The following is a 17,758-nucleotide window of genomic DNA, read 5'->3' on the forward strand; positions in this document are numbered from 1 at the left end:
ACCGTCAGGCCGACATCGAACATCCTTGCAACTTCTTAAGTTTGGTTAACGCGTTGTTTACTACGTTGGGCGAAATGTGGGCGCGTCGGCTACCCGTGTTTATCCTGTATCGAATTTTTCACGGTTTTTCGGAGTGCGGGTGAGAACCTGGGAAGCTCGTCTTCCACCGCGGCATAGCCGCTGGTCACCTTCGTTCCGACAGGGGCTTGGGGAGTTGGCCGCGAGCCAGCCATTCTGAAAGACGGACGCACCTATGAACAGCAAGCGGTCCTATCTCGATACACTCAACGCCGGCAGGCAGCGCAGGCCGCAGACCACGCTCGAGCAGTTGAACCGGTCGCTGGAGACGCTGGAGCAGCGGCTGGAGCGGACGCGCGAGGACCCGATGGCACGTCCCGATCCCCGCCAACCCGATCCCCGTCAATATGGCGCCGATGCGCGTTATCCCGCCGTCCGACCCGCCGGACAGCAACGCTGGTATGAGGATCCGCAGCCCGCGCCGCGCCCGAAGACCCCGATGCAGGGTGCCACCGCTTTCGGGCAGAATTACCAGGCCATTGCCCGCGACATCGATCGTGTGCGCGGCCAGGAAGACGGCGTTGCCATGGTCGGCAAGATAGCCGGCGAACTGCGCGGCATGCGCGAGGAATTGCGCCACCAGATGACCGCGGGGCTGCAGCGTGAATTCGAAGCGCTGCGCAAAGACATAGAGCGGGCCTTCCAGTCAGGCGCCAAGCCCGGTGCCTCGGCCAAGGGCAGCGCCGAACTCGGCCTTGAATTCGAACGGCTTTCCGGCGCTATCCAGACGCTGGCCGAGAAGAGCGACGACAGAAGCGTCAACATGCTGCGGCTCGAGCTCGAACAGGTCAAAGCCGCGCTCGATACACTGGCGCGCGAAGAGAGCGTGCAGAAGGTCGACCGCCGCTGGGACGATTTCGATCGCCGCTGGACGGCTTTCGAAGATCGCGTCGACGCCGATCAGCGCAAGCGCTCGGACGACCCAGGCCTTTCGATGCTGACCGACCGGCTGGAGCAGATCAGCAATGCCGTCAACAACCTGCCCGAATCGCTGTCGCTGCGCTCGCTGGAAGAGAAGGTGCGCACGCTTGCCGGCGCCGTCGATCACTTCGCCAGCCAGCAGGACAATCGCGGCAGCGACACGCTTGGCATGATCGACGAGCGGCTGGACGAGATTTCCCGCGCCATCGTTGCATCGACGGTCGCGGCGCAAGCCAATTCATTCGACCACGAGGCTTTCGAGCGCATCGAGAAGCGGATCGACTCGCTTGCCCACCAGATCGAGGAAGTGGCGCAGGATCGGCCCGGCAACGCGGTCATGGACCGGCTGAGCACGCTGTCGAGCCGGGTCGACGAACTCGCCGGTCGCGCCAATCTGCCCGAGCAGGCAATGGAGCGCCTGGCCATGCAGATCGCACTCATCGCCGACAAGATCGACCAGGCGCCTGCAATGCCTGACGCCGACTACATCTTCCACGGCCTGGAGCAACGCTTCGACGTGCTGTCCGGCATGATGGAACGCCGCCAGGGCGACGCCATCGAACAGGGCAACATGCTGTTTCGCGATCTCGAACGCCGGCTTGACGAGGTTGCCGACAGGCTTGACCAGCGGATGCCGCAAGTCGACAGCGCCGGCATTATGGATGCCATCGATGCCCGCTTCACCGCGCTGGCCAAGCGCATGGAAACGCGCATTCCCGATCCCGCGGGCGAAGCGGCGATCCGCGGCCTGGAAAGCCGGCTCGAAGACATTTCAAGCCGGCTGGATGCGTCGGCCGCCCAGGTGGCCGGTATCGATCCGGCGCTGATCCGCAGCCTGGAGGCGCAGGTCGCCGGCCTGTCCGCCCATCTTTCCAAGCCCAGCACGCCGCTGCCGGAATTCGAGGACATCAGCCCCCGCCTCAACGAAATCGAGAAGTCGCTGGCCGGAACCCGCGATTCCATCCTTGGCGCAGCGCGCGAAGCGGCCGAGAACGCGGTGCAATCGCTCGCCGGTTCGAGCGCCAACACGACCGCTGTTTCCGGCCTTGCCCAGGATTTGAAGACGCTTGAAACGCTGACACGGCGCTCCGTCGAGCGCAACTCAAGAACGTTCGAGGCCATCCACGACACGCTGCTCAAGATCGTCGACCGGCTGGGCTCGCTGGAACCCGGCGAACCGGTCGAGGCGATGAGCGAATTGCTGGATGCGGCAGCGGTCGAGCCGAGCAACTGGCGCAGCGCACGGCGGCCCAAGATGGCCGTCGAGGCGCCGTCGATGGATATCGATCAGCCCCTGCCATTGACTGGGGACATGGCCGATCTCGATGGCCGCGCCGCCGCCCTCCTGCGCAATGAGCCAGGTGCTCGCAGCGACCTGGGCACGCATGGCGGCCTGGGCACGCATGGCGGCCTGGGTATGGGCACGCGCACGCCCGCCGAGGCTGCCGCTGCCGCGGCCATGGCTGCGCTGGGGTCCGACACGATCGCCGAGAAAAGCGGACAGGCAGGCGGCCGCAAATCGTTGTTCGGCGGCCTGGCCCGCGCATTCAAGGGCAAGAAGGAGGCGGACATTCCGCCGCTGGCCGGCTCGGCGCCAAGTGCCCCGGTACCGAGTGTCGATCTCGACGAGCCGCTCGATCCGAAAATGGCCAACCGGCCGCTGGAGCCCGGCTCCGGCGCACCTGACCTCAATGCCATCATGAAGCGCGTGCGTGACGAGCGCGGCCAGCCGGCCAAGCCCAGCGATACCGATGCCGCGAAATCGGATTTCATCGCCGCAGCCCGGCGCGCGGCGCAGGCAGCCGCCGCCGAGGCCGACGCGATGAAACGCCAGTCGACAATGACCGGACCGGTGAAGGCGCTGCGGATCGGCGACCTGCTCAAGGCACGGCGCAAGCCGATCCTGATGGGGACAACCGCGATCCTGCTGGCCCTGAGCGGCCTGCAACTGGGCAAGGCCTTTTTTGCCGATCCGACGCAAGTGGCAAGCAACGACGCCGCGCCGATCGTCGCCTCGCAACCGGTGAAAACCGCCTCGTTCGACGCCGCCGGCCAGCCGAAGACGGACGTTCAGCCCGCGGCAGTGGAAAGCGCGCCGGACCGACCCGTCAGACAGGCCGAGCCGTCCGAACCGGTAACCAAGGACGACATGGCCGCGCAAAGCACGATGGCCACGCCGCTAGGCGTCGAGCCGTCGATGGATGCCGTGCCGGCAGCCGAGCCGTCTCCTGCGCCCGTCGTCTCGGCTACGCCCGCCGATACCAGCGCGGCGACATCCGACACGGCAGCTTCGGCTGTGCCGGCCCCAACTGCTCCGGCCCCGACTGTTTCAACCGCTACGGATACGGATGCCGACACCGGCACCCAGCCGATGGCGGCCCAGCCGGCCACCGCCAAGGACACCACGGGCGCGGTTCCGCCAACGGACGCTTCGCCGGCGGCGACCACAGCCAAGATCGACATTCCCGCCGACGCCGGCCCGGTCGCCTTGCGCGATGCCGCCTCCAGTGGCGATGCCAAGGCGCTGTTCGAGATCGGTTCGCGCTATGCCGAGTCGCGCGGCGTCAAGGAAGACATGGCGGCAGCGGCCAAATGGTACGAGAAGTCGGCGGAACTCGGCTTCGCGCCGGCCGAATACCGCATCGGCAATTTCTACGAAAAGGGCATCGGCGTCGCGCGCGACATCAAGAAGGCGAAGACCTGGTACCAGCTTTCCGCGGAGCAGGGCAACGCCAGCGGCATGCACAATCTGGCCGTGCTGTTCGCCATGGCCGCGGACGGCGTGACCGACAATGAATCGGCCGCGCACTGGTTCCAGGCGGCGGCCGACGTCGGCGTCAAGGACAGCCAGTTCAACCTCGGCATCCTCGCAGCCAAGGGCGTCGGCATGAAGCAGAACCTTGAGGAGTCCTACAAATGGTTCGCGCTCGTCGCCAAGACCGGCGACAAGGATGCGGCGGCCAAGCGTGACGAGATCGCCAATGCGCTGCGGCCCGAGCAGCTCGAACGCGCCCGCGCCGCGACCGAACTGTGGAAGCCCAAGCCGCTGGACGCGGCAGCCAATTCGGCCGATGTTCCCGAATCGTGGCAGGACGGCGCACCGCAGACGACGGCCAGCATCGACATGAAGAAGGCCGTCCAGAACATCCAGCGCATTCTCAACAAGAACGGCTACGATGCCGGCGGCGCCGACGGCAAGATGGGGCAGAAGACGAAGACCGCTATCATGGCTTTCCAGGCCGACAACAAGATGCCGGCGACCGGCACGGTCGATGAAGAACTGGTCAAGGCGCTGCTGGCGCGCAAATAACGGCAGAGGCGTCGTTTCCACGACGCCCTTGCCACACATTTGCCTGTTAACTGATTGAGATGTTTTTTGTTTCGGCGGCGTAGCGCGGTTTGACTTCGCAGCACCTCCGGCGCAAGAACGAATTGGCTTGTCGGTCCAAGATGCCCGCAACGGTTGCATTCGCCGACAGGCAGAACTGATCGAGACTGACGGGTGGGCATCTATCTCCCGATCGCGGAAATTTCCGTCAACGTCTTCGTCCTGCTGGCCATGGGTGCGGCGGTGGGTTTCCTGTCGGGCATGTTCGGCGTCGGAGGCGGCTTCCTCATCACGCCGCTGCTGATCTTCTACAACATACCCCCCGCGATCGCGGTCGCCACGGGCGCCAACCAGGTCATCGCCTCTTCCGTCTCCGGCGTCCTTTCGCACATGAAGCGAGGGACTCTCGACTTCAAGCTCGGTGGGGTGTTGCTGGCCGGCGGCATCATCGGGTCCACTGGCGGCATCTATGTCTTCGCCTTCCTGCGCAGGCTCGGCCAGCTCGATCTGTTCATTTCGCTGCTTTACGTCGTGCTGCTCGGCACCGTCGGCGGGCTGATGCTGGTCGAAAGCGTCAATGCGCTGCGCGCCACGCGCAGCGGTGCGGCACCGGTGCTGAAGAAATCCGGGCAGCACAACTGGATCCACCGCTTGCCGCTGAAGATGCGCTTCAGGGCCTCGAAACTGTTCGTCAGCGTCATCCCGGTGCTTGGCCTTGGCGCCGGCATCGGCTTCCTGTCGTCGATCATGGGCGTCGGCGGCGGCTTCATCATGGTGCCGGCGCTGATCTATCTCCTGAAAGTGCCTACCAATGTCGTCATCGGTACCTCGCTGTTCCAGATCATCTTTACCTCCGCCTATACGACGCTGGTCCACGCCACCACCAACCAGACGGTCGACGTCGTGCTGGCCTTCCTGCTGATGGCGGGCGGGGTGGCCGGCGCGCAATATGGCGCCAAGGCCGGCCAGAGGCTGCGTGGCGAACAGCTCAGGGCCTTGCTGGCGCTGCTGGTGCTGGCGGTGGCGATACGATTGGCCATCGGTCTTTTCGTCACCCCGCCTAATCTTTATTCGCTGTCCGCCGCGGGCCTCAACTGATGAGGGCTCCGAGCACGTTCGCAACCGCCATTTTCCTGTCGCTGCTTGCAGCTGCCGTACCGGCGAAGGCACAGGTCCCGCTGACAGAAGGCATCCAGATCGGGCTCTCCACCGACAATGTCTCGATCACCGCCGGCTTTTCCGGCGCCGACCTGACCATCTTCGGTTCGCTGGAAAATCCCGATCCGCTCGTCGCGCGCCAGGGCCGTTACGATGTCATCGTCGTGCTCGAGGGTCCGCCCAAACCGGTGGTGGTGCGCCGCAAGGACCGTGTGCTCGGCGTCTGGGTCAATCTGGACTCCGAGACCTTCGAGAACGTGCCGATGTCCTATTCGGTGGCGACGACGCGGCCGCTGCAGGACATCACCGAACCCAACAGTTACAAGCAGCTGTCGCTCGGCGCCTCCAACCTCTACATGCAGCCCGCCGATGCCGGCGACAGCCCGGCGACGATCGAGGAATTCACGGCGGCGTTGCGGGAACGCAAGTCGGCGACCGGCCTTTACAGCGAGAATGTCGGCGGCGTGCAATTCCTGTCGCAGAATCTGTTCCGCGCCACCGTCAGGCTGGCGCCGAATGTTCCGGTCGGCACCCACAAGGCACGTGCCTTCCTGTTCAAGAGCGGCCTGTTCATCAAGGAAAGCTCGGCCCAGCTCGAAATCCGCAAATCCGGTTTCGAACAGTCGATCTTCCGTGTCGCGCACAATTATTCCTTCCTCTATGGCGTCTTCGCGATCTCACTGGCCATGCTGACCGGCTGGCTCGGAAGGCTGATCTTCCGGCGAGATTAATGCAAGTCGCCCAAAAGTGGTGCCGGTTTTGGGAGAACGACATGCATCGAATCAAGACCTAAAGCGCGTCGCGTGAATCCGTTTCAACGCGACGCGCTTTAGAACTTTTCCCGAAAAGTGGTTTCCCTTTGCAGGAGCATGCGGTAGACCGCGCTCCCCAGCCAACTGGCAGACACAAACAATTCGGTTCGGCAGAGCAGTCCGTCCCCGGGCAGTGCGCGATTTCTCGTGGCGTCTATCGGCTCGCCAAAGACAAATACAGGAACTTGTCATGCGACCAGCCTTCGGCGGCATCGACTTCGGCACTTCAAACTCCACCGTCGGTGTGGTCAGGAACGGGCAGCCGCGCCTCGTCGCGCTTGAAGACGGCCAGGTCACGCTACCCAGTGCCGTGTTCTTCAATTTCGAGGACAACCGCACCTGTTTTGGCCGCCATGCCATCGCCAACTACACCGACAGCGTCGAAGGCCGGTTGATGCGTTCCCTGAAGAGCGTGCTCGGCAGTTCACTTGCCCACGAGAAGACCCGCATCAAGGCCCGCTCGATCGGCTTCATGGAGATCGTCGCCATGTTCCTCGGCCATCTCAAGAAGAAGCTGGAGGTGGATGCCGGCGACACGGTCGAAACCGTGGTGCTCGGCCGGCCGGTGCAGTTCGTCGACGACGATACTGAGGCCGACGCAAAGGCGCAAAGCGAACTCGAAAACGCCGCGCGCGCCCAGGGCTTCAAGCATATCGCTTTCCAGTTCGAGCCGATCGCCGCGGCGCTCGACTACGAGCAGAAGGTGACGCGCGAGGAACTGGCGCTGATCATCGACATGGGCGGCGGCACGTCGGACTTCTCGATCGTGCGCGTTTCACCGCAGCGCTCCCGTTCGCTCGACCGCAAGGACGACATCCTGGCCAGCCGGGGCATCCATATTGGCGGCACGGATTTCGACCGGCTGCTGAGCATCGCCCATGTGATGCCGCAGCTCGGTTATCTCTCTCCAACCAAGGACGGCAAGCGCAATCTACCGGCCAGCTACTTCATCGACCTCGCGACATGGCAGCGCATCAACCTGGTCTACACCGCCAAGGCGATGACCCATCTGCGCCAGATCCGCTACGAGGCCGAGCGCGCCGACCTGGTCGACCGTTTCATCCACATCGTCGAACACCGCTACGGACACGCGCTGGCAGCCCTTGTCGAGAAGGCCAAGATAGAGCTGACCGACAGATCGTCCGCAGAGGTGGCGGTGAAGCTGCCGGGCGCGGAGTTCGCCGCTGAGATGATGCGTAACGGGCTGGACGCCACGATCGCTGGGGATATCGAGCGGGTCACCGCAACGGTGGGGCAGACCATCCGGGACGCCCAGGTCAGGCCGTCCGACATCACCGCGGTGTTCCTGACCGGCGGATCGACCGCGATCCCGCTGGCAAGGCGAGAGATCCTGTCGCTGGTGCCGCAGGCATCCGTCATCGAGGGCGACATGTTCGGCTCGGTCGGACTTGGCCTGGCGCTGGATGCCCAACGGAAGTTCGCCTGACGCTGCCCACTCACGAGCGGGCAGGCACCGTTTCGTCGACGCCGGCGCGGAGATGCGCCTTGAGCGCCATCTGGGCCAGACTTGCCTGGCGATCGCGATGGGTGATCATGGCGAAGTCGCGTTTCGGCAAGTCGAGCGGCACTGACCTGAGACTGCCTTCGGCCACGGCGCGGGCCACGACAAGCTCCGAGATAATGGTAGCGCCGGCTCCCGCCTCGACCGCCTGGCGGATAGCTTCGTTGCTCGGCAGCACCAGGAATATCTGTAAATCGGCAAGCGAAATTCCTTCGCGACGCGCCAGATCCTCCAGCACTTCGCGCGTGCCCGAACCGCCCTCGCGGATGATCCAGCGCAGGCCCTTGATGTCGGGGTGGCCGGGCGTAGCTTCGGCGATCTCCGGATGCGAGCTGGCAACGACCAGCATGAGCCTGTCGACGTCGACCTTGGCGCGGCGCAATATGTCGGACTCGGTGCGCCCCTCGACCAGGCCGAGGTCGGCCGCGCCATCAAGGACATTGGCCTCGACCTGCCTGGTGTTGCCGATTGTGACGCTCAGCCTGACGGCGGGATAGGCTTCGTGGAAGGAAGCCAGCCGGCGCGGCAGCCAGTAGCTGGCGATGGTCTGGCTGGCGGCGATCGAGAGGCTGCCGGTGACCGTCTGCGAGACATGCTCCAGCACATTGCGCGCGGCAGCCGCCCGTTCGAGCACTGCCTTGGCTTCGGGCAGGAACCGGTGTCCGGTCTGAGCAAGCTCTATGTTGCGGCCGACGCGGTTGAACAGATGGACGCCGTGCTGTTCTTCAAGCGCCCGGATGGCCGCCGATGCGGCCGACTGCGAAATGCCCAGCAGTTCCGCCGCCTTGGTCATATGGCCGCGCTCGGCGACGGCGACAAAAATCCGCAACTGGTCCAGGGTCATGGGCGCATTAAGAACCAATATCGATCGAATCTACAAGAACAACTGATTAGACGGATCGATATCTTTATTCTAAGTTTTCGGGAGAAGTTAGAAAAAATTCGCCGAGAGATCGCAGAGAGCAGGATGATCGGGCGGTTCAGATCCCTGCTTGCGCATTGGACCCGCGGCATAAGGCGGCGGCTGGCCGGCGATCGCTATCACCCGGAAGAGCACTACATGCGCGGCCCCGGACCAAAAACACGAGCCAAATCCGCAAGCCGCGCGGATACCCTGGGATCATGAAGCAGGGACCGCCGCGCGGCGTGAATTCGGCACCATCGCAACGCCCGCTTGCCGACACGCGCGCACCGGATGAAGGCGATGGCGTCGACACCTCGCCTGACGTTTCCGACAGCATTGCCAAGACGACCTGCTACATGTGTGCCTGCCGCTGCGGCATCGACGTGCACATCAAGGATGGCAAGGTCCGCTACATCAACGGCAACAAGGACCATCCGGTCAATCGCGGCGTGATCTGCGGCAAGGGCAGCGCCGGCATCATGCAGCACTACAGCCCGGCAAGGCTGAAGAAGCCATTGCTGCGCACCGGCCCGCGCGGCTCGGGCGAGTTCCGCGAGATCGAGTGGGAAGAGGCGTTCTCGATCGCGACGGGGCGACTTTCCAACATCCGCCGGACCGACCCCAAGAAACTGGCCTTCTTCACCGGCCGCGATCAATCCCAATCCTTGACCGGCTGGTGGGCGAGCCAGTTCGGCACGCCGAATTTCGCCGCCCATGGCGGCTTCTGTTCGGTCAACATGGCGGCGGGCGGCCTCTACACGATCGGCGGCTCGTTCTGGGAGTTCGGCGAGCCCGATTGGGACAACACCAAGTACTTCATGTTGTTCGGGGTCGCCGAGGATCATGATTCCAACCCGATCAAGATCGGCCTCGGCAAGCTCAAGGCACGTGGCGCCAAGGTGGTGTCGATCAATCCGTGCCGCACTGGTTACAATGCGATTGCCGACGACTGGATCGGTATCCGGCCCGGCACCGACGGCCTGTTCGTGTTCGCCCTCATCCACGAATTGCTGAAAGCCGGCCGCGTCGATCTCGAGTATTTGCTGCGCTACACCAATGCCCATGTCCTCGTCGTGCAGGAGCTAGGTGCCGCCGATGACGGGTTGTTCCTGCGCGATGCCGACGGCAATCCACTGGCCTGGGACAGAGTGGCCAAAAGACCGGTCAGCGCCACCGATGCCGGTGCGAAACCGGCACTGACCGGCAGCTTCACGATCGACGGGCGCCCCTGCGTTCCGGTGTTCCAGTTGATCGCCGACCGCTACCTCGATGAGAACTATGCACCGGATGCGGTCGCCGAGCGCTGCGGCATTGCAGCCGATACGATCCGCAGGATCGCCGCCGAACTCGCGCATGTCGCCTTCGAACAGACGATCGAACTGCCGATCGCCTGGACCGACTGGGCCGGGCGCCGGCACGAGACGATCAAGGGGCGGCCTGTCTCGATGCACGCCATGCGCGGTATCTCCGCTCACTCGAACGGTTTTCATACATGCCGCGCCATCCATTTGCTTCAAGTGCTGCTGGGCACAGTGGATGTCCCCGGCGGCTTCCGCTTCAAGCCGCCCTACCCCCGATCCGCGCCGCCGGGGCCGAAACCGGCGGGCAAGATCGTCAAGCCGATGACGCCGCTTGATGGCATGCCGCTCGGTTTCGTCTGCGGGCCGGACGACCTGCTGGTCGATGGGGCCGGTACGCCCGTTCGTATCGACAAGGCCTATTCCTGGGACGCGCCGCTGGCGGCGCATGGCCTGATGCATACCGTCATCCGCAACGCCTGGGCCGGCGATCCCTACAGGATCGACACGCTGATGATGTATATGTCGAACATGGCGTGGAATTCCTCGATGAACACCGTCGAGACCATTGCCATGCTGACCGACCATGATGACGCTGGCAACTACAAGATCCCCTTCATCATCTATTCCGACGCCTATTATTCCGAGACCGTGCCGTTCGCCGACCTCGTGCTGCCGGATACGACCTATCTCGAGCGGCATGACTGCATCAGTCTGCTCGACCGGCCGATCAGCCATGCCGACGGACCGGGCGACGCCATCCGCCATCCCGTCGTCGAGCCGGATCGCGATGTCCGGCCGTTCCAGTCGGTGCTGATCGAACTCGGCGCGCGGCTCGGCCTACCCGGCTTCGTCGAGAACGACGGCACGGCCAAGTACCGCGACTATGCCGACTACATCGTCAATCATGAGCGCACGCCCGGTATCGGGCCGCTCGCCGGCTGGCGTGGCAAGGGCGGGACATCGACCGGCAGGGGCGAAGCCAACCCGGACCAGTTGCAACGCTACATCGACAATGGCGGCTTCTGGCACCAGGACTTCGCTGACGACCAGCGCTACTACAAGATGGCCAACCGCTCCTACCTCCACTTCGCGGAGCAGATGGGCTTCATTCCCAAGGCGGAGCCAATCGTCTTCCAGCTCTATTGCGAGCCGATGCAACGCTTCCGTCTTGCCGCGCGTGGCCATGGCTCCGTATTGCCGCCAAAGGGTGATCGCCAGCGCATCGAGACCTACATGGACCCGCTGCCCTTCTGGTACATGCCCTTCGAGGAAGCGGTCGTCGACCTTGAAAAATATCCGCTGCACGCGCTGACGCAGCGGCCGATGCACATGTACCATTCGTGGGGATCGCAGAATGCTTGGCTGCGGCAGATCACCAGCCAGAACCGGCTGTTCGTGCATCACCGGACGGCGGCTGGCCTCGGTCTTGTCGATGACGACTGGGTGTGGATCGAAAGCATCAATGGCAGGGTTAAGGGGCAGATCAAACTGATCGACGGGGTGAACGAAAGCACGATCTGGACCTGGAACGCCATCGGCAAGCGGCGCGGCAGCTGGGGGCTGAAGGACGACGCGGCTGAATCCAACCGTGGCTTCCTTCTCAACCATATCATCGGCGACCAGGCCTCGGCCGACGCTCAGGGCAAACGCTATTCAAACTCCGATCCGGTCACCGGCCAGGCGGCATGGTTCGATCTGCGCGTGCGCATCGTCAAATGCGCGGCCGAGGAAGCCGGCTTTACCGAGCCGCAGTTCGAGCGTTTCCAGCAGCCGCCGCATTTCGAACCCTCGCCCCACAAGCTGACTTTCGGCGCTGAATTCCGCAGGGCAAGAGAGGCGGCCGAATGACCTGTCTGCCAAGTCAAAGCGGCAAGAAGCTCGGTCTGGTCATCGATCTCGACACCTGCGTCGGCTGCCAGGCCTGCGTCACCGCCTGCAAGGAATGGAACACCGGCGGCCACATGGCGCCGCTGACCGACATCGACCCTTATGGCGGCCATGTCGACGGCGTCTGGTTCAACCGCGTGCACAGCTACGAACACACCACCGAGATGGGCGGGCGCACCGTCAATTTTCCCCGCTCCTGCCTGCATTGCGAGACGCCGGCTTGTGTCACCGTCTGCCCGACCGGCGCCTCCTACAAACGGGCTTCGGACGGCATCGTGCTGATCGACGAGGACAAGTGCATCGGCTGCAAATTGTGCAGCTGGGCCTGTCCTTACGGCGCACGCGAATTCGACACCGATGTCGGCGTCATGAAGAAGTGCACGCTGTGCGTCGACCGCATCTACAATGACAATCTGGCAGAGGAAGACCGCGTACCGGCCTGCGTCGCCGCTTGCCCGACCAGCGCCAGGCATTTCGGCGATCTCGGCGATCCGCTGTCGGCTGTCTCGCAACTGGTGGCGGAGCGCGGCGGCGTCGACCTGATGCCGGAGCTCGGCTATCGCCCGACCAACAAATACCTGCCGCCGCGCGCTCATACCACGCGTGCCGCTTCGGTGGCCGCGCCGGCCCTTGAATCGGTGCGGGCCGAAGGCGGTTTCCTCGGCTGGGTCGACCGCATGCTTTCGAACTAGCCATGCATCCAGCCTTCTCCGTCGTCTTCTTCACCACCGCCACGGGCGCCGGCTATGGGCTGCTCGCACTACTGGGCGTGCTCGGAGGATTCCAGATCATCCCTCCCGATTTCTGGCTGGGCTTCATCGGCCTTGGGCTGGCACTCGGCCTGATCGCGGCCGGCCTGTTATCGTCGACCGGCCACCTCGGCAGACCCGAACGCGCCTGGCGGGCATTCTCGCAGTGGCGCAGTTCATGGCTGTCGCGCGAAGGCGTCGCCTCGGTCATCACCTTCATCCCGGCGGGGCTGTTCGGCATCGGTTGGGTATTTTTTGGCCGCACCAGTGGCTGGGTGGCCATTGCTGGACTGCTGGCCGCCTGCGGCGCGATCATCACCGTCTGCACCACGGGCATGATCTATGCGTCGCTGAAGCCGATCGCCCAGTGGCACAGCCGCCACACTCTACCGGCCTATCTCATCTTCTCGGCGATGACCGGCAGTGTGCTGCTGAACGCGCTGCTACAGGGATTTTCTCTCGGCTCGAAAACGATCCTGGTGGCTTCCGTGCTTCTGACCGTGCTCGGCTGGGGCTGGAAGCTGGCGACCTGGCGCTACAATGACCGGCTGGAGATCGCAACCAATGCCAACACCGCGACGGGGCTGGCCGGCGGCACGGTGCGGTCGGTAGAATGGCCGCACACCGAGGAAAACTACCTGCTCAAGGAAATGGGCTTTCGCATCGCACGCAAACACAGCGCGCGGCTGCGCCAGATCGCACAGGGTCTGGCCTTCGCCTTGCCCCTCCTGCTGCTCGCCATTGTGTTCGCCCTGTCCTGGCCGCTCGCAGCGTTGCTGTCGGTGCTCGCGGCCATCGCACAGTTCGCCGGCATGCTGGTCGAAAGATGGCTGTTCTTCGCCGAGGCGAAGCACACCGTCATGCTCTATTACGGCAGGTAGGACTGTTTCAGCCGGGCCTGAGCATCGAGCGGGAGATGGCAAAAATGCGGTCCGCGCCAAGCATATAGGCCATCAGCGTTTCCAGGCGGAACAGCCCGGCATAGGCGCTGTCGAGCACGTTGAGCGAGCCGGTATAGGCGCCGAAAGCCGGCATGATCATGCGGCCGCCATCGCCGGCAAAGCAGCGTCGCCGCACCGAACGGCCGCGCTGCACGATGCGGGCGCACGGATGCAGATGGCCCGCTATTTCGCCTTCGACGCGTACCTTCGACGGCTCGTGCCGGAACAGCAGCGAGCCGATGGCGAGTTCCCGCACCGTCTCGCCAGGCAAGTCGGCCGGCGCTTCCGGATCGTGATTGCCGGCAACCCAGAACCAGTCGCGGCCTGCCATCAGCGCCTCCAGCCGTTCACGGAAGCTCGGATGCATGCGTTCGGCACCGCCGCCATCATGAAAACTGTCGCCCAGGCTGATGACGATCGACGGCTGGTAGTCTGATATCACCGCCTGCAGTCTCAGCAAGGTCGCGCCGGTGTCATAGGGCGGGATCAATGCGCCGCGCCTTGCCAGCGACGACCCCTTTTCCAGATGCAGGTCGGACACCGCCAGAAGCCGCAGATCCGGAAAATAGAGCACGCCGCGCGGGTCGCAAACGGCGCGCTCGCCGGCGATGCCGACAAGATCGGCCTCGGCGATCAGCGATGCGTGCGCCAGCGAAAAGTTCATCTCGAAATCAGACTCATCTTTGGCCCATGGCCTCCTCGACCAGATCGGCGGCTTCCATGAGCAAGGACTCATTGGCGCCTCCATTCACCGATTCCTTGCCAATCTCCAGCATGATCGGCACCGCCAGCGGTGAAATCTGGTCGAGATGCTTATGCATGATTCGACCACGCACGCGCGAGAGCATCTCGGCAAGTCTGCTGACATCGAGCAGTCCGGCCGCCGCATCGGTGCGCGTTGCCTGCAGGAGGATATGGTCCGGTTCGTGGCTGCGCAGCACGTCATAGATGAGGTCCGCCGACACCGTCACCTGGCGGCCGCTCTTCTCCTGGCCAGGAAAGCGTTTCTCGATCAACCCGGCGATGACAGCGCAGGTACGAAACGTCCGTTTCAGCATCCAGCTGTCGTTCAGCCAGGCCTCGAGATCGTCGCCCAGCATATCCTCGTCGAACAAGGCGGCCAATGACGGCTTCTTCGCCTTGAACAGTGCCGCCATGTCGTCCAGCGCCCAGACGGCCAGCGAATAGTCGGTGGCGACGAAGCCGAGTGGGCGGGCGTTGGCCCGCTCCAGCCGCCGCGTCAAAAGCATGCCGAGCGTCTGGTGCGCCAGCCTGCCCTCGAAGGGATAGGCAACCATGTAGTGGCGGTTGCCGCGTGGAAAGGTCTCGACCAGAAGGTCGCCGCGCTTCGGCAGCACCGACTTTTCCTTCTGCAACCGCAGCCAGTCGGCGACCTGTTCGGGCAGCGCCTGCCAGCGGTCGCTGTCGGCCAGCATGCCGCGCACCTGATCAGCCAGATAGGTCGACAGCGGAAACTTGCCGCCGGCATAGGACGGCACGATGATGTTGGCGCCGGCGCCGTTGGACACGACGCATTCGTTCTCGCGGATACCCTCGAAGCGCAGCACCTTGCCGGCGAACAGGAAGTTGTCACCGGGCCGCAGCGTCTCGGCGAAATACTCCTCGACCTTGCCCAGCACCGGCCCGCCGCGCCCCGCCATGCCGCGGCCCTGCCGGACATAGCGGACATTGAGCTCCGGCATTTCGACGATGGTGCCGACATTGAGCCGGTATTGCTGCGCGATGCGCGGATGCGAGACCCGCCACAGCCCGTCGACCGTCTTTCGAATGCGGGCGTAGCGCTCGTAATTCTTCAGCGCGTAGCCGCCGGTGGCGACGAAATCGACGACGCGGTCGAAGGTCTCACGCGCCAGCCCGGCATAGGGCGCGGCACTGCGCACCTCTTCGAACAGCAGATCGGCATCGAAGGGCGCACCGCAGGCGACGCCCAGCACATGCTGTGACAGCACGTCGAGCGCGCCGGTGATCAGCGGCGGCGTGTCCTGTGCGCCAAGATAATTGGCGTCGAGGGCGGCCCGGCATTCCAGCACCTCGAAACGGTTGGCCGGGATGAGGATCGCCTTGGACGGTTCATCCATGCGGTGGTTGGCGCGGCCGATGCGCTGCGCCAGCCGGCTCGCACCCTTCGGCGCACCGACATGCACGACAAGATCGACATCGCCCCAGTCGATGCCGAGATCCAGCGTCGACGTCGCGACGATGGCGCGCAGCGCATTCTCGCCCATTGCCTTCTCGACGCGCCGACGCTGGCCGACATCGAGCGAGCCGTGATGCAAGGCAATCGGCAGCGAGTCCTCATTTGCCCGCCACAGTTCCTGGAACAGGAGTTCCGCCTGGCTGCGTGTGTTGACGAACAGGATCGTTGTGCGGTGCCGCTTGATCGCCTCATAGATTTCAGGAATGGCGTAGCGGGCCGAATGGCCAGACCACGGCACATGCTGTTCCGAGTCGAGAATGGAGATGTCGGGCTTGGCCCCACCGGCCACGGTGATCAGGCCGGCCATCGGGCCTGGCAGATTCTGGGCGCCTGGCGGATTCTGGCCGACCAGCCAGCGCCGCAGTTCGTCGGGCTCGGCGACCGTTGCCGACAAACCGATCGTCTGCAGGCCAGGCACGTAGCTGCGCAGCCGCGCCAGTCCTAACGCCAGCAGATGCCCGCGCTTCGACGTCACCAGCGAATGCAACTCGTCGAGCACGACATAGCGCAGATCCTCGAAGAAGCGTCGGGCGTCGGGCGCCGCGATCAGCAGCGCCAACTGCTCGGGCGTGGTCAACAGGATGTCGGGCGGCACCAGCTTCTGCCGCTGGCGCTTGTGGGCGGGGGTGTCGCCGGTGCGCGTCTCGATGCTGACAGGCAGGCCGATCTCCTCCACCGGCTTGCCGAGATTGCGTTCGATATCGACGGCCAGCGCCTTCAGCGGCGAGATGTAGAGCGTGTGGATGCCGCGATGCGCCTGGCCCGGCTTTCGCCTTGGCCGGTTGGCCAATTCGGTCAGCGAGGGCAGGAACCCGGCCAGTGTCTTGCCGGCGCCGGTCGGCGCGATCAGCAGGACCGACTGTCCGGCCTGGGCTTTCGCCAGAAGTTCAATCTGATGGGCGCGCGACGACCAGCCCTTTTCACCAAACCATCGGATGAATGGTTCGGGCAGGGCCACTGTGGCATTCTGTTCGGCAAGGCGCGGCTGCTCTGTCACCCGCCAGAGGTAGCGCGACCGCAGTCAATCGCCAAGAAGAATCGGAACAAAAGGGGATCGTTCTTTCCCTACGGCCGCCGAAACCCCGTCGGGCCGCCATAGAGGTAGCCGATGCGGGCAACGGCGTCCTTCAGCCCTTCGCGCGACACCAGCATGGTGTGGCCGTTGGCGTGGATCATCGTGTCGGCGTCGGTCATGACGGCGACATGGCCCTTCCAGAACACCAGATCGCCGCGCCGCAGTCCCGAGAAATCAGGTCCCGGCTCCAGCGACTTGCCGAGCGCCGCCGCCTGCATGTCGGAATCGCGCAGCACGTTCCTGCCGGCCATGCGCATCGCCAGTTGCACCAGGCCCGAACAGTCGATGCCGAAGCCGGAAGCGCCGCCCCAGAGATAGGGTGTGCCGAGAAACATCTCAGCCACCGAAACATAATCGGCGGCCACATCACCGAGAGGCCGCAGATGGCCTGCGATGATCGCCTCGCCGGAGGGCAGGACGGCATAGTGCGTGCCGCGGGTCTGGGCGGCGCCCGTCACCGCCACCGTCGACCCCATCGACAATTGTCCTGCGATCGGAAAGCGCAGATCGGGTCCAGGATAAAGAAAAGTGCGTGGTGCCGAGATGATGTGAGTAGGCGCATGGTCCCGCCCGCCCAGCATGGTGTCGGCGACATAGCCGACATAGCCGTCGCGTTCGGCCTGGACCCAGGCCCAGCCCTCAGAGACCTCGAAGACGAGGACATCGTCGCCAAACAGGGCTTGCGTGTTGACGCCGGCATCCGGCCGCGGCGCCTTGCGGATGTCGGCCACGGACACGGTGACCCGCGCCGGCCGACACCCCACCCCACGGTAGGCCGCCACCACGCCCATAAAGCCAGGATAGGCAAGCTACGCACGGAAAACCTGAACGCGCGCCAACAAGGGAATAAAAAAGAGCACACGG

General features: G+C 64.3%; 11 protein-coding genes. 7 read left to right on the forward strand and 4 right to left on the reverse strand.

From position 1 onward, the window contains the following. The first annotated feature begins 253 nt into the window (after nucleotides 1-253). The 4 genes from NKJ06_RS22325 to NKJ06_RS22340 all read left to right on the forward strand — a co-directional run bounded on the left by NKJ06_RS22325 (nucleotide 254) and on the right by NKJ06_RS22340 (nucleotide 7,744). Nucleotides 254-4,309, forward strand: a complete 4,056-nt coding sequence (locus NKJ06_RS22325) for a peptidoglycan-binding protein (RefSeq protein WP_352630169.1) — start codon at nucleotides 254-256, stop codon at nucleotides 4,307-4,309. Nucleotides 4,310-4,501: 192 nt separating this feature from the next. After that, a complete protein-coding gene (locus NKJ06_RS22330) occupies nucleotides 4,502-5,425 on the forward strand; it encodes a sulfite exporter TauE/SafE family protein (protein ID WP_352630170.1) in 924 nt (307 codons plus the stop codon). Then, nucleotides 5,425-6,216 carry a TIGR02186 family protein gene (locus NKJ06_RS22335; protein WP_352630172.1) on the forward strand — a complete coding sequence of 264 codons (792 nt, stop codon included), beginning with the start codon at nucleotides 5,425-5,427 and terminating at the stop codon, nucleotides 6,214-6,216. Before NKJ06_RS22330 ends, NKJ06_RS22335 begins: the two co-directional genes overlap by 1 nt. A gap of 271 nt (nucleotides 6,217-6,487) precedes the next feature. Next, complete coding sequence (locus NKJ06_RS22340) at nucleotides 6,488-7,744, forward strand: Hsp70 family protein (protein ID WP_352630174.1); 1,257 nt, start codon at nucleotides 6,488-6,490, stop codon at nucleotides 7,742-7,744. A gap of 10 nt (nucleotides 7,745-7,754) precedes the next feature. Here NKJ06_RS22340 and NKJ06_RS22345 read toward each other — a convergent pair whose 3' ends face one another. Continuing rightward, nucleotides 7,755-8,663, reverse strand: a complete 909-nt coding sequence (locus NKJ06_RS22345) for a LysR substrate-binding domain-containing protein (protein WP_352630176.1) — start codon at nucleotides 8,661-8,663, stop codon at nucleotides 7,755-7,757. 278 nt (nucleotides 8,664-8,941) lie between these two features. Between NKJ06_RS22345 and NKJ06_RS22350 the strand changes: the two genes are divergently transcribed. The 3 genes from NKJ06_RS22350 to NKJ06_RS22360 are packed head-to-tail and all read left to right on the forward strand — an operon-like array spanning nucleotide 8,942 to nucleotide 13,541. Then, on the forward strand, nucleotides 8,942-11,872 hold the full coding sequence (locus NKJ06_RS22350; protein WP_352630178.1) for a molybdopterin oxidoreductase family protein: 2,931 nt from the start codon (nucleotides 8,942-8,944) through the stop codon (nucleotides 11,870-11,872). Beyond that, nucleotides 11,869-12,603, forward strand: a complete 735-nt coding sequence (locus tag NKJ06_RS22355; protein WP_352630180.1) for a 4Fe-4S dicluster domain-containing protein — start codon at nucleotides 11,869-11,871, stop codon at nucleotides 12,601-12,603. The genes NKJ06_RS22350 and NKJ06_RS22355 overlap by 4 nt, the downstream gene beginning before the upstream one ends. A 2-nt stretch (nucleotides 12,604-12,605) precedes the next feature. Further along, nucleotides 12,606-13,541, forward strand: a complete 936-nt coding sequence (locus NKJ06_RS22360; RefSeq protein ID WP_352630182.1) for a dimethyl sulfoxide reductase anchor subunit family protein — start codon at nucleotides 12,606-12,608, stop codon at nucleotides 13,539-13,541. A gap of 7 nt (nucleotides 13,542-13,548) precedes the next feature. On the opposite strand, the gene pdeM is transcribed toward NKJ06_RS22360, so the two are convergent. The 3 genes from pdeM to NKJ06_RS22375 all read right to left on the reverse strand — a co-directional run bounded on the left by pdeM (nucleotide 13,549) and on the right by NKJ06_RS22375 (nucleotide 17,685). Further along, complete coding sequence (pdeM, locus tag NKJ06_RS22365) at nucleotides 13,549-14,265, reverse strand: ligase-associated DNA damage response endonuclease PdeM (protein ID WP_352630184.1); 717 nt, start codon at nucleotides 14,263-14,265, stop codon at nucleotides 13,549-13,551. Between the two features lie 13 nt (nucleotides 14,266-14,278). Next, complete coding sequence (locus tag NKJ06_RS22370; RefSeq protein WP_352630186.1) at nucleotides 14,279-16,816, reverse strand: ligase-associated DNA damage response DEXH box helicase; 2,538 nt, start codon at nucleotides 16,814-16,816, stop codon at nucleotides 14,279-14,281. Between the two features lie 68 nt (nucleotides 16,817-16,884). Further along, entirely contained in the window at nucleotides 16,885-17,685 is an 801-nt protein-coding gene (locus NKJ06_RS22375) for a C40 family peptidase (RefSeq protein WP_352810632.1), read from the reverse strand. Between the last annotated feature and the right edge of the window lie 73 nt (nucleotides 17,686-17,758).

This window comes from Mesorhizobium sp. M0293 (assembly GCF_040321735.1).
Lineage (GTDB): Bacteria > Pseudomonadota > Alphaproteobacteria > Rhizobiales > Rhizobiaceae > Mesorhizobium.